Raw genomic sequence first — 13,290 nt, 5'->3', positions numbered from 1 at the left:
TCACTCGGTTCCTTCCAAGGACCACTCGGTCCCTTCCATGGCATGCACCAGCGCGGACTCGGTGATGTCCCGGCCGCTGATCTCCCGCACGATCCGGCCGTCCCGCACCACCAGGACGCGGGTGCACAGCGCGAGCAGGTCCTCCGTGTCGGAGGAGGACACGATCACGCCCATGCCGTCATCGGCCTGACGCTCGATCAGGTCATAGAGCTGCAGACGGGTCGCGATGTCGACGCCCGCCGTGGGCTCGCACAGCACCAGTACCGGCGGCTCCTGGGCCAGGCAGCGGGCCATGACGACCTTCTGCTGGTTGCCGCCGCTCAAGGTGGTGATCCGTGCGCCGCGTCCCGCCGTGCGCACGCCCACCCGTTGGATCCATTCCTCGGCGAGCGAGGATTCGCGGCGTCGGTTCAGCCGTCCGGCCCGGGCGCGGAGCCGGTCCAGCAGGGGCAGGGTGAGGTTCTCCCCGACCGAGAAGTCACCGATCACGCCCTCGGTGGCCCGGTCCGCGGGGACCAGCGGGATGGCCAGCCCGGCGGCGTCCTTCGCGTCGGCCCAGCGCTCGGAGCGCTCCGGGAGCCGCACCGTGCCCCGCACCGGGCCCGGATACGCTCCGCACACCGCGTACGGCACGATCTCGTGACCGGAGCCGACCAGGCCCGTGATGCCCAGCCGCTCGCCCCGCGCCAGGTCGAAACCGACTCCGCGCAGCGGTCCGGCCCACAGGTCGCGGACCTCCAGTACGGCATCGGCCGGACCGGAGGGTGGCTGCGGCCGGTGCTCGGTCTCCATCTCCTCGCCCGCCATCAGCTCCGCCAGCGACCGGGGAGTGAGCTCGGAGACGGCGCGCGTGGCGATCCGGCGTCCGCCGCGGATCACGGTGACCCGGTCGGCCAGTGCGAAGATCTCGTCCATGCGGTGGGAGACGTACAGGACGCTGGCACCGGCGTCGCGGATCTCGCGCACGATGTCGAAGAGCCGGGCCACCTCTCCGGGCGGCAGTACGGCGGTCGGCTCGTCGAGCACCAGCACGCCGCGCCGGCCCTCCCAGCCCTGCAGCGCGGCGGCGATGGCCACCACGGCGCGCTGAACGGGTGTGGCCAGGGCCAGTGGCCGGCGGACATCGATGCCGAGGCCGAACCGCTCGACCAGCGCCGTCGTCCGGCGCTCCATCTCCGACCAGCGGATGTTGCCCAGGGCCGTACGGGCGAAGCCACGGCTGAGCGCGAGATTGTCCGTGGCGCTCAGCTCCTCCACCAGCCCCAGTTCCTGGTGGACGAAGCGAAGCCGGTCGTGCCGTGAACCGGTGACATGGCCCAGTTCGAACGGCTCGTCGTCGAGTTCGGCGACCGCTCCCGGCTCCGCGTGGTGATATCCGGCGAGGATCTTGATGAGGGTGGACTTGCCGGAACCGTTGGGCCCGATCAGCGCGTGGATCTCGCCGTGGGCTATGTCCAGGTCCACATCCTTCAGTGCCTGGGTCCCGCCGAATTGCTTCGACAGCCCGGTCACCCGCAGCACCGGCCGTTCGGTCTTGTCCGTCCCGACCGGTCCGCGTGACGTCGTCGTTGACGTATCAGCGTGCACCGCTACTCCATTGGTCGAATGGCAATGGCGCCGCCGCCGGCGTGCTGCCGACGGCGGCGCGGGTTGGTCAGCTCAGGCCCCAGAGCGCCTTGAACTGCGCCTGGAAGTCCTCGACGATCGGGAAGTCACCCTTGGTCGACGGCAGGTTGTCCTTGGTGACCAGCATGTTCTTGGCCACCGCCTTCTGGTCGACGTCCATGGACTGCCCGGTGAACTGGCGGGCCAGCGCGTCGACCTGCATCCAGGACAGCTCCTGGGAGCCCAGGGCCAGCGCGCCGTCGGTGAGGCCGCCCTGTATGTACTGGTAGTTCTGCGGGTCACCGACGTTGACGAGGATGTGCTTGCCGGTGATCCCGGCGGTCTTCATCGCGGCGGGGACGCCCACATTGAGCAGGCCGAGGGAGAAGACGATGTGCGTCACCTTCGGGTGCGAGCGGAGGTAGGAGACGACCCGGTCCGGCATGTCCTTGCCGACCGCCGTGATGGGCACGTCGACGACGTCCATCGCGCAACCGTCGCACCACTCCTTGTACTTGTCCTGGAAGCCCTTCAGGACGGGCTTGAGGATGGTGTACGCGGGGAGGTCGAAATAGACGGTGTTGGCGTTGGCGCCGCTGTTCGACACCACCCAGGAGGCGAGCATCTCGCCGTTGCCGACGACTTCCTCGGGCCCGGCCTTCAGCAGGGAGATGCCGTCGCCCGACACTTCGTCTGCGTTCGACTGGAGGACGGGGATGCCGGCCTTCTTCAGCTTGGCGAGCTGCTTCGCGTAGACGGCGCGCGGGAATCCGGAGGAGACGACGGCGTCCGGCTTGTCGCGCAGTGCCTGCTCGTAGGCGGCCTGGACGGACTCCGGCGTGCCCTGGGTGGCGATCTGGTTCACCTTCCAGCCGAGTTCCTTGGCGCCCGCGGTGAAGAAGTCCGCGAGGTCCTTGCAGGACTGGACCCCGCAGAGGATGTAGTCGACCGTCTTGCCCTTGGGGATCTTCTTGCCCACCGGCTGGGTCAGCGGGATCTGGGTCGGGCGCTGGGAGTATTCCTCCGCCGCCTTCTTGGCCGCAGTCAGGCCGGGGGAGTCGGCACCCGTGGCCTTCGCGGAATCAGCGGCCGGAGTCGCGTCGGTGCCGCACGCCGCGAGGGTGAGCAGAGTGGTGATGGGGACGATCGCGGTGAGCGCGCGACGAACCGCGCGTCCGGGTGTGGAACTCATCGTTGAGTACTCCCGTGGTGTGGGCCTGACTGCCGTGGTCCGCGTCGCTCGCGCTTCCGCGGCGGTCGGCTCTGTGCAGGCTGATCCTGTGCCGCCCCAGGGCCGGGACGGCACGTGCAGTGATCGAGTGGGCTGTATGGACCGCCGTCGTGGGGGACGGCGCGGGCCGCCGGGAGAGCCCGGCGACGCTGTGGCCGACACGGGGCAGACATTGCCCCCGGCCACGGAGAAACTTGTGAGGCTCTACAGCCTCGGGTGCGACGGAGTGTGGCACGCTCCGACGGACTTGGGGAGGGGGCCGTTCGTAACGAATTCAAGGTGGGCAATGTCGACACCTTCGGAGAACCGGGTCTCTGATGGCTTGGACGGCGTCGCGAGTATTGCTCCCGGCCGGGACTAATAACTACACTCACTCTAAAGTTTCTGCCGGAGGAGAGAACATGGACGAAACGTCGGAGTTGGGCACGGCGCGGTGTCCCGGGCCCAGCGTCCAGGACTACCTCGACCGGGACAGCCGGCCGGTTCCCCCCGCCTTGAGGTACGTCAACAACGACTACCTCGGCAGCGAGGACATCGACACCACCCGCTTCACCTCCCGCGAATGGGCCGAGCGCGAGATGAGCCAGGTATGGCGCCGCGTGTGGCAGTTCGCCTGCCTGGTGAGCGAGATCCCCGAGGTCGGCGACCACGAGATCTACGAGATCGGCGACGACTCGCTGATCATCGTGCGCACGGCGCCGGACGAGATCCGCGCGTACGTCAACGCGTGCTTGCACCGCGGCCGCAAACTGCGCACGTCCAGTGGCAACGTCACCGAGCTGCGCTGCCCGTTCCACGGCTTCGCCTGGAACCTCGACGGAACCATGCAGACCCCGCCCTGCGCCTGGGACTTCCCCCATGTCACCCCCGAGAAGTTCGCACTTCCCGAGGCCAAGGTGGCCACCTGGCGCGGCTTCGTCTTCATCAACATGGACCCGTACGCGGAGTCCTTCGACAGCTACCGCGGCACTTTCGACGAGTACTACATCTGGCCGCTGCAGGACCGCTACAAGTCGCTGCACATCGCCAAGGTGCTGCCCTGCAACTGGAAGATCGCCCAGGACGCGTTCATCGAGTCCTTCCACGTGATCGCCACGCACCCGCAGATGCTGCCCTGGCTCGCCGACGCCAACTCCCAGTACGACGTCATGGCGGACCAGCCCAACTGGAACCGCATGATCAACATCCAGGGCGCCCCCAGCCCGCACGTGGCCGACTCCGTCACGGAGGAGGACGTACTGGAGACGTTCTACGACTCACGGGCGTTCTACGCGGCTGCCCAGGGCCGTGACCTGGTGATCCAGGAGGGGGACGAGATGCCCGCGATCCCTCCCGGCGGCACCGCCCGCCAGGTCCTCGCCGAACGGATGCGCGCCCAACTGGCGGCCACCTCGCAGCAGGACTTCTCAAAGACGGCCGACACCGAGCTGCTGGACGCCATCAACTACCTGCTGTTCCCCAACTTCAATCCCTGGGGCGGCGCCAAGTCCAACATCATCTACCGGTTCAAGCCCAACGGCCTCGACCCCGACTCCTGCACCGCCGAGATCATCTTCATGTCGGCCCCGAAGAACCCCGGCGAGATGCCGCCCCCGGTCAAGATCCGCTGGGTGCCGGAGGAGATGCTCTTCGCGGACATCCCCGAACTCGGTGTCCTCGGGCCCGTCTTCGACCAGGACTGCGAGAACCTCCCCTACGTCCAGCAGGGCCTGAAGACGATGCGCAAGCCGGGCATCACCCTGGCCAACTACCAGGAGAGCCGCATCCGCCACTTCAACCAGACGCTCGAGCAGTGGATGGACAAGTGACCGTGACCCACCGGGTCGCGGTCCGGCCCTCCGGGGTCGAGCTGGAGGTGCGGGACGGCGAGGACCTGTTCAGCGCCGCCCAGCGGCTCGGCTACCGCTGGCCCACCCTCTGCGGCGGCAAGGCCACCTGCCGCACCTGCTTCGTGGCGGTCGAGGAAGGCGCCGAGAACTGTTCGCCCGTGGGCCCGCTGGAGCGCGAGGGCATCGAGGCCCTGCGCAAGCCGGTGGACGGCCTGACCCGGCTCGCCTGCCGGCTTCTGGTCCAGGGCCCGGTGACCGTGACCAAACGCGGCGTACGCCGCAGACCGCAGGAGTGAGCCGTGAGCGCCAAGCAAGTGACCCATCCGCTGACCGGGCAGGTGTACCGGCTCACCGAGGACGGGCTGGTGGAGGTGACCGACCCCAGGACCGGGGCGCAGGGCATCTTCGACTTCCAGGCCCGCTGGCAGTCCGGCGAACTGCGCCACGCCGACCTCCAGATGGCCGGCTGGGTGGGCCGCCTCGCCCAGCGGCGCGGCGTCCGCCGGCCGGGGGAGTGAGCCGATGCCGCCCCGTACCACCCGGGTGGTCTGCCTGGTGCGCCGACCTGAGGGAGAGCCGGTCCTCGGGGACTTCGCCGTCGAGGAGCGCCCGCTCCCGCCCCTGAGCGAGGGGCAGCTGCTCGTACGCAACCTCTACATGAGCGTCGACCCGTCGATGCGCGGGCGGCTGGAGAGCACCGAGAAGCACTACACGCACAACTTCACGCCCGGATCGCCGCTGGACGGCCGGGCCCTCGGCGTCGTGGAGGAGAGCCGCACTTCCTCCGTGCCGCCGGGCACCTTCGTACGCCACCAGCTCGGCTGGCGGGAGTGGGCCGTGCTCGACGCCGCGGACACCGATGCCGCGGGCCGTATCGACCCGCAACTCGCCCCGCTGCCCACGTGGTTGGGGCTGCTCGGACAGACCGGATTCACCGCCTACGTCGGGCTCGCGCGGATCGCCGAGGTGCGGCCCGGCGACACCGTGTTCGTCTCGGCGGCGGCCGGGGCGGTGGGCACCGCCGCCGGACAGTTCGCCCGGCTGCTGGGCGCGGAGCGCGTCGTCGGAACCGCCGGAGGGCCGGACAAGTGCGCCCTGCTGGTCAAGGAGTTCGGCTACGACGACGCCGCCGACTACCGAGCCGAGCCGGTGCGTGACGCCCTGGCCAGGCTGGCACCCGACGGCATCGACGTCTATTTCGACAATGTCGGCGGGGAGCAACTCGCCGCCGCCCTGCACGCGTTGCGCACCGGCGGCCGTGTCGCCCTGTGCGGCATGATGTCGCAGTTCGGCGGCGAGCGGCGGTCCACCGACATCAACCAGCTGATCCAAGCGGTCCTCAAGCGGCTCACCCTGCGCGGCTTCATCGTCCGCGACCATGAGGATCTGCGGCCCGAGTTCGAAAGCCGCGTCGCGGACTGGCTCGGTTCGGGCCGCATCACCGCCCGCGAGACGGTGACGGACGGCCTCGACAACGCGGCTCAGGCCCTGCTGGCCCTGCTGAACGGTGGCAACGTCGGCAAGATGTTGGTCCGGCTGGCCGAGGATTCCTACAGCCGTTCTTGAGGGGAGAGAGCGTTGGGGGCGACGGGAGACGCGGGATCCGGTCACGCACGACGCGTGACCAACGGCTCTCACCTGCCCCAGATCTTCAGGTACGCCTCGCGGTAGCCGGGTGGGTCCCAGGTCGTCGCTCCGCTGCTGTTGGCGGCCGTGGAGATGTGGACCGGGGCGACGTATCCGCTGGCGGGCTCCCCGGCGAAGGCGCGGTTGAACTCGTCGACGATCTGCCAGCCCTGTTCGGCGAGCGGTTCCGGGACGGTGGCGGCCTGGAACTGCCCGCTGTTGATGCGCTGGAAGGCCGAGGAGTCGCCGTCACCGGCGCCGATGTTGAACGGGGGACCGGAGCCCTTCCGCCCCGCCTCGCGCAGGGCGGGCGCGGCGTCGGCGAAGTACAGGTCGTTGATGGCCACGGAGTACGTCCACCTGCTGCCGAAGCGGGAGAGGAGCGAGGAGACCTCCTGAGGGGTGCGGCTGCTCGCGTCCGGGATGGGAATGTTCTCGGACGCCAGGAGACGCACGTCGGCGCAGGTGGCCAGCTGCTTCTCGATCAGCTGGGACTTGTTCCTGGCGAAGGGGATCGAGGCGTCCGTGAAGACGACGACCCCCGCCCGGCCGTTGGAGTGCGCGATGATCCAGTCGGCGCTGATCCGCGCGACGTCCTCGACCTGGGTCGTGACGTTGGTGAAGAGCTTGGGTTGCCTGCTCGGTCCGGGCGAGCCGACCGCGTGCCAGCCGATGAGCGGGATGCCCGCCGCGTCGGCCCGTGCGACCTGTGCCGACGTCGCATTGGGATCGAAGCCGCCGAGGACGATGCCGGAGGGCCTGACGCCGACCGCCTGGCTGAGGGCCGCCTGGATGCCGGCGGGCGTGCCCTGCCCGTCGATGACCCTGACGTTCCAGCCGATCACCTTCGCGGCATCCCGCAGCCCGTCCGCGACGCCGGCGACTCCGGGGTTGGTCATGGTCTGTGCGACGTAGACGATCGTTTTGTCCGGCAGAGCCGCGGGGCCGGTGGTGGGGCCGTTCCAGGAGACGTCCACCTTCTCGGCCTGCCGGACGGCGGACCTCGCCTCGGCGAGGGCGGCCGGGCAGCCCGCCGTGACCCCCTCGGTTGGGTTTCCCGGGCCGGTGGACGAGCCTCGCTCACACCCGACGACGGTGACGACGACCGTGGTCAGGGCCGCGAGGGCCTGGGCGGACCTGCGGTACGAGATCACGGGTGCTCCTTGCTGTGGTGATGGCTACGAGGGGACGCGTCCGCAGGTCAGGAACGGACGCGGAGCGGGCCACGGGCTACGGAACGTCCTGGGCCTCCTGGGAGGTGCCCGCCACCTTGCTGCCACGAGGGTTCGCGGTGGCGCCGGAGCGCAGCCGACGGCGGGCGGAGTACCCGGCGAAGCCGACGGCGAGAAGCAGGGTGGCGCCGTTGAACAGCGGGGTGACCCAGAACTGCGCGCCGAGCTGGCCGATGCCGGCCAGCCCGATGGCGAGGATGGCGACCGCCACGAGGGTGCCCAGGGCGTTGGGGCGGCCGGGTCTGATCGCGGTGGAGCCGAGCAGGGCCCCGACGAAGGCCGGCAGGAGGTAGTCCAGGCCGACACTCGGGTTGCCGATCTGCTGCTGCGCCGCCAGCAGGACGCCGGCGAAGCCGACGATCAGACCGGACAGGGCGAAGGCGTAGACGCTGTAGCGGCGCGTGGGGATGCCGACCAGGTCGGCGGCGCGGGGGTTCGAACCGATGACGTAGAGGTAGCGGCCCAGCGGCAGGCGCTCCAGCAGCAGCCAGAGGACGACGGCCAGCCCGAGGACGTAGAACGCGGGCACCGGCAGGCCGAGGAACTTGGAGTCGTAGAGGTCGGTGAAGGCGGGCGGCAGTCCGTTCGGCCCGGAGACGATGCGGGTTCCGCCGGTGATCCAGCCGGTGACGGCGTACAGCACGCTGCCGGTGCCGAGGGTGGCGATGAAGGAGTCGATCCGGGCGAACTCGACGACGACGCCGTTGAGGACGCCGACGACCGCTCCACCGATGATCACGGCCGCGCAGGCGAGCGGCCAGGACCAGCCCTCGCTGACGATCAGCTGGAGCACCATGACGTGCGCAAGGCCGAGACCGTAGCCGATGGACAGGTCGAACCTGCCCGTGACGATGGGGACCATCGCGCCGAGCGCGAGGATCGCGGGGACCGACTGGTTGGACAGGATCGAGGAGATGTTGTCGAGCGTGGGGAAGGTGTCGGGCAGGGACAGGGAGAAGGCGAGGAAGAGCAGGACGGCGAGGGCGAGCAGTCCGTACGCGCCGATGAAGTGCCCGTGGGGGCGGCTCGGCCGTGATCGGCGCGCGGGTGACGTTGACGTCGGCCGGTTCGTCCCGTCGCCCGTCGGTTCCTCGCTCATCCGTCCGTCTCCGTTCCGGTGAGGGGCGGTACGGCCGACGCGGTGTGGGTGAGCCGGGTCACGGTGAGGGCTTCGCCGGTCAGCTCGGCCGCCACGGTCCCGCGGACGAACACCAGGGCGCGGTGGCACACGTTCGCGACCTCCTCGAAATCGGTGGAGATGAGCAGAACGGCGAGCCCTGCGGCCAGCTCCTCGTCCAGCAGGCGGTAGATCTCCGCCTTGGCGCCCACGTCCACGCCGGCCGTCGGCTCCTCGAGGATCAGCAGCCGGCGCTTTCTGTGGAGCCACCGGCCGAGCATGACCTTCTGCTGGTTGCCGCCGGACAGGACGGCGATCGGGGTCTCGCTGTCGAGGGGGTGCACCCGGAAGCGTTCGACGAGAGCCGTGGCAGTGGCGCGCTCACGCCGCGGGCTGATCCAGCGCGGCCCCGGCATGCCGTCGGCGCGGGGGTTGGCGAGCAGGTTCTCCCGCACGGTCAGTTCGGCGGCGCAACCCTCCTCCAGCCGGTTGCTGGTCACGAAGCCGACACCGGCACCGACGGCGGCGGCGACCGTACGCGGACGGTAGGGCCGCCCGTCCAGCAGCACACGCCCGCCCACGAAGGGCCGGACTCCGGCCAGCGCCCTGCCCAGGTCCATGTGTCCGGCGCCGATGAGGCCAACCATGCCCAGGATCTCGCCGGGGCGCAGTCGGAGGTCGACCGGGCCGGCGTTCTCGGTCCGTACGCCGTCGAGGCGCAGGACGGCGGGGGCCTCGGGGCCGGGAACGGCGGCGGCGGGTGGTCTGCGAGCAGGGTCGCGGCCCACGATGTCCTGCACGAGGCGAGCGGGGCTGTGGCCTGCGAGGCGGCCCTGGCTGATGATCCGGCCGTCGCGCAGGACGGCGAAGGAGTCGGCGACCTGGTACACCTCGTCGAGCCGGTGGCTGACGTAGATGATGCCGTGATCGCGGTCGCACAGCCGGCGCAGGACGTCGAAGAGGCGGGCGCAGTCGGCCGCGGGGAGGCTGGCGGTCGGCTCGTCGAGCACGACGAGTTCCGCACGGCTCGACAGGGCCCGCGCGATGGCGACCAGCGAACGCTCCGCGCGGGTCAGGTCGGCGATGCGGGCGTCGGGCGCGAGATGTCCGGCGACGATCTCCAGGGCCTCCACGCAGCGCGTCCGCGCCGTCCGCCAGGAGATCAGGCCCCGGCGGCGCGGGTAGCCGGTGCCCAGGGCGATGTTCTCGGCGACCGTCATCCACTCGACGAGACCGAGATCCTGGTGGATGAAGGCCATGTGCCGGGAGGCCGCGGCCGTGCCGAGCGGGTGGCCGGCCACGGTCACCTCGCCCTCGTCGGCGCGATGGACACCGGCGAGCACCTTGATGAGGGTGGATTTCCCGGCGCCGTTGGGGCCCAGAAGGGCGAGGACGGCACCGCACCGGACGTCGAGGTCGACCTCGGTCAACGCGCGAGTACCTCCGAACCGCTTGCCGAGACCCCGGATCCAGACCAGAGGGTCCTGGCCGCGGCCTGCGGATCGGCTTGTCGGGGCGTCGGGAGCGTCGTGCACAGACTCTCTCCGGGGATCGGCTTCCGCGTTCCATCCCGACTGCACCGGATCGGCTCACCTATTCGATGTCGGGAATATCGTCCCAATCTATCCCGGCGACGGTCGGCATTCCCGTAGGGACATCCAGAGCGCACTCGGCCCAGATGACCTTGCCGTCGGCGGTGTAGCGGGTCCCCCATGCCTGAGCGAACTGGGCGACGAGGAACAGGCCGCGACCGCCCTCGTCGGTGGAGGCCGCGTGACGCAGCCGGGGGGCGGTGCTGCTGGTGTCGGAGACCTCGAAGATCAGGGTGCGGCCGTGGATCACGCGTACCCGCACGGGGCCGCTCGCGTGGCGGATGGCGTTGGTGACCAGCTCGCTGAGCAACAGCTCGGCGGAGAAGACGGCCTCGTCGAGCCCCCAGTCGGTGAGCCGGCGGGTCACGTCGGCGCGCACGCCGGAGACGCGAGCCGGGTCGGCGGGGAGGTCCCAGGTGGCGATCCGGTCGGGGGCCAGGGTCTGGGTGCGGGCGACGAGCAGCGCGATGTCGTCGGCGGGGTGATCGGGCACCACGGCGTCCACCACCGCCTGGCAGGTGTCCTCGGGCGAGGGGCCCGAACGGGCAAGGGCGTCCCGCAGTTGGTCGAGGGCCGTGTCGATGTCGCGGTGTCGGTCTTCGATGAGCCCGTCGGTGTAGAGGACGAGCCGGCTGCCTTCGGGGACGTGGATCTCGGCGGTCTCGAAGGGCAGGCCGCCCAGTCCGAGGGGCGGTCCGGCGGGCAGGTCGGGAAAGGTCACCGTGCCGTCGGGATGCACCAGCCCGGGTGGGGGGTGGCCGGCGCGTGCCAGGGTGCACAGCTGCGAGGTGGGGTCGTAGATGGCGTACAGGCAGGTGGCGCCGATGATGCCGGTGCCGTCGGTGCCCGGTTCCTCGCCGCCTTCGTCCCGGTCGAGGCGGGCGACGAGGTTGTCGAGCTGGGTGAGGACCTCGTCGGGCGACAGGTCCAGCTCGGCGAAGTTGCGTGCGGCGATGCGCAGCCGGCCCATGGTGACGGCGGCGTGCAGGCCATGGCCGACGACGTCGCCGAGGACAAGGGCGACGCGGGTGCCGGAGAGGGGGATGACGTCGAACCAGTCTCCGCCCACTCCGGACTCGGCGGGCAGATAGCGATGGGCGACCTCGACGGCGTCCTGCTCGGGCAGGCGCTGCGGAAGCAGGCTGCGCTGCAGGGCCAGGACCATGCTGTGTTCGCGGGTGTAGCGGCGGGCGTTGTCGATGCAGACGGCGGCACGGGTGGCGAGTTCCTGGGCCAGCGAACGGTCGTCGTCCCCGAAGGGGGCGCGCTCTCGCGTGCGGTAGAAGCTGACGATGCCCAGGACGACGCCGCGGGCGAGCAGCGGGGCGGTGACGAGGGAGCGCAGCCCGTACGCGAGAAGGCCTCCGGTGTGCTCCGGGTCCTGGGAGAACCGGCCGGCGGTGACCCTCAATTCGGGTTCCAGTACCGCTTGTCCGTCGGCCAGGCAGCGGAGCTGGGGAGTGGCGGGACGTAGGTGGATCCGCTCGCCGAGCGCCTGGAAGGGGCCGTCGTCGCGGATGCCGTGGATCACCCGGCGGTGCAGGTCGGTGCGGGGATCGGCGGACTCTTCGCCTCGTAGTACCGCCTCGGGAAGGTCGATGGTGACGAAGTCGGCCAGGCGCGGCACGGCCATCTCGGCGAGTTCGCGGGCGGTGCGGGGTACGTCCAGCGTGGTTCCGATGCGGGCGCTGGCCTCGGACAGCAGCTCCAGGCGCTGCCGTGCAGCGACGGCGTGCATGCCCACGCCCGGTTCGCCCAGCAGCACCAGCCGTCCGCCGTCCACGCCGTCGGTGCCGCCGTCGGTGATGTCGGGCGCGGTGGCCGGCTCGGCCGTGCGGGAGGTTGTGGGCCGGGCCTGCGCCCCGGTCTCCGCGTGGGTGGTCCGCAAGGGCGTGACGTGGGCCGGGCGTCCGGTCGGCAGGACGGCAGGTGGGACGGCTTTGTGTGGCGCGGGGCCGAGCCGCGCACCCGGGTGTGTGAGTGCCGCGAGCCGTTGCCCCGGTGAGTCGTCGGTGAGGACCGCCTCGACGGCGACGCCTGCCACACCGGAGGCGCTTGTCACGACATGGCTCAGCAGGACAACCTGCCGGCCGTCCGAGAGGGTCACCTCGACGCCGGCTCGCTGGGCCGAGGCGATCAACTCGGCGGCCTTCTCCGTGAGGACCGTCTGATCACGCCGGTTGAGTCCGCTGTGGACCAGCTCGTCCACCGGGACCAGGCACCCGTCCCCGCCCGTCGCACCGGCCCGCATCCGGCGCCTGGTGTCGAGATACGCGCTCAGCAGCCCACGCTCTCGCGCCGAGTTCTCCGCCAGGAGTCGCCGCTCGATGGCGCCTGCCGCCTCGCGTATCACGGTGTCCATCGCGGGATCCACCTCGGTGCGCGGACATCCGAGGGAGAGGATGCCCTCGACACTTCCGCTGAGCAGATCACGCACGGGGATCGCCGAGCAGGCGTTCGACTGTGAGCGCTCCGCGAAGTGCTCGGCGCCGTAGACCTGGCACAGCCGCCGTTCCGCGAGCGCGATGCCGATGCCGTTGGTTCCGGCGACCTCCTCGGCGAACACGAACCCCGGAACGCTCTGGATGGGGGCGAGTTGCCAGGCCATGGACGCCTCGCCGAAGCGGCGCTGCAGCACCGTCCCGCTGGCGTCGGCCAGAGCCACGTTCATGCGGCTGCCCGCGAACCTGGACTGCAGCCGGTCGAGCACCGGCCCGGCCGCGTGCACGAGCCGGCTGTCCAGATCGACGTCCTCGCGGTAGGGGAGCTCGGACTGGTCCGGGGAGAGCCCGAGCAGCACGGAGCGCTGCCAGGAACTCAGGATCAGGTCCCGTACGCCTCCCTCGACCAGCCCGCCCTCCAGGAACCGCTCACGGGCACGTGAGGGACCGATGGAATCCCCCACAAATCCCATGTCGGATCACTTCCCTCTTCGGACCGCGGTCGGCTGCTGCCCGGTCGCTCGCCGTTCGAGAAGCCGCCCGCTCTCATGTAGATATTAGAACTATGTCCATGAGTAAGCTTGTTTCGCCCTGGAAGAGGAATTTGCGAGGGTCGG

General features: G+C 70.4%; 10 protein-coding genes. 4 read left to right on the top strand and 6 right to left on the bottom strand.

Translation table 11 applies throughout. From position 1 onward, the window contains the following. Together ACFYO2_RS25035 and ACFYO2_RS25030 are read right to left on the bottom strand one after the other, a co-directional pair. Window positions 1–1,587 (bottom strand): sugar ABC transporter ATP-binding protein, encoded by a 1,587-nt coding sequence (locus ACFYO2_RS25035; protein ID WP_388353064.1) that lies wholly within the window; start codon window positions 1,585–1,587, stop codon window positions 1–3. A gap of 67 nt (window positions 1,588–1,654) precedes the next feature. Further along, window positions 1,655–2,797, bottom strand: coding sequence for a sugar ABC transporter substrate-binding protein (locus tag ACFYO2_RS25030; RefSeq protein WP_388353061.1), 1,143 nt, complete (start codon window positions 2,795–2,797; stop codon window positions 1,655–1,657). Window positions 2,798–3,237: 440 nt separating this feature from the next. Between ACFYO2_RS25030 and ACFYO2_RS25025 the strand changes: the two genes are divergently transcribed. The 4 genes from ACFYO2_RS25025 to ACFYO2_RS25010 are packed head-to-tail and all read left to right on the top strand — an operon-like array spanning window position 3,238 to window position 6,231. Further along, window positions 3,238–4,644, top strand: a complete 1,407-nt coding sequence (locus tag ACFYO2_RS25025) for an SRPBCC family protein (RefSeq protein ID WP_388353058.1) — start codon at window positions 3,238–3,240, stop codon at window positions 4,642–4,644. Next, complete coding sequence (locus tag ACFYO2_RS25020) at window positions 4,641–4,961, top strand: 2Fe-2S iron-sulfur cluster-binding protein (RefSeq protein WP_388353055.1); 321 nt, start codon at window positions 4,641–4,643, stop codon at window positions 4,959–4,961. Before ACFYO2_RS25025 ends, ACFYO2_RS25020 begins: the two co-directional genes overlap by 4 nt. 3 nt (window positions 4,962–4,964) lie before the next feature. Further along, complete coding sequence (locus tag ACFYO2_RS25015; protein WP_388353052.1) at window positions 4,965–5,183, top strand: transposase; 219 nt, start codon at window positions 4,965–4,967, stop codon at window positions 5,181–5,183. A gap of 4 nt (window positions 5,184–5,187) precedes the next feature. Further along, window positions 5,188–6,231, top strand: a complete 1,044-nt coding sequence (locus ACFYO2_RS25010; protein WP_388353050.1) for an NADP-dependent oxidoreductase — start codon at window positions 5,188–5,190, stop codon at window positions 6,229–6,231. A 68-nt stretch (window positions 6,232–6,299) separates the two neighbouring features. Here the strand turns inward: ACFYO2_RS25010 and ACFYO2_RS25005 are convergent, their stop codons facing one another. The 4 genes from ACFYO2_RS25005 to ACFYO2_RS24990 form a co-directional block, all read right to left on the bottom strand. Then, entirely contained in the window at window positions 6,300–7,442 is a 1,143-nt protein-coding gene (locus ACFYO2_RS25005; RefSeq protein ID WP_388353522.1) for a substrate-binding domain-containing protein, read from the bottom strand. Between the two features lie 79 nt (window positions 7,443–7,521). Next, entirely contained in the window at window positions 7,522–8,622 is a 1,101-nt protein-coding gene (locus tag ACFYO2_RS25000; RefSeq protein ID WP_388353048.1) for an ABC transporter permease, read from the bottom strand. Further along, window positions 8,619–10,175: a sugar ABC transporter ATP-binding protein gene (locus ACFYO2_RS24995; RefSeq protein ID WP_388353045.1), complete on the bottom strand. Its 1,557-nt coding sequence runs from the start codon at window positions 10,173–10,175 to the stop codon at window positions 8,619–8,621. The genes ACFYO2_RS25000 and ACFYO2_RS24995 overlap by 4 nt, the downstream gene beginning before the upstream one ends. A 58-nt stretch (window positions 10,176–10,233) precedes the next feature. Further along, window positions 10,234–13,146, bottom strand: coding sequence for a SpoIIE family protein phosphatase (locus tag ACFYO2_RS24990; protein ID WP_388353042.1), 2,913 nt, complete (start codon window positions 13,144–13,146; stop codon window positions 10,234–10,236). Window positions 13,147–13,290: the final 144 nt, after the last annotated feature.

This window comes from Streptomyces sp. NPDC006602 (assembly GCF_042870385.1).
Classification (GTDB): Bacteria; Actinomycetota; Actinomycetes; order Streptomycetales; family Streptomycetaceae; genus Streptomyces.
Note: the sequence above shows the minus strand (reverse complement) of the source record. Positions and strands in the feature narration are given on the sequence as shown.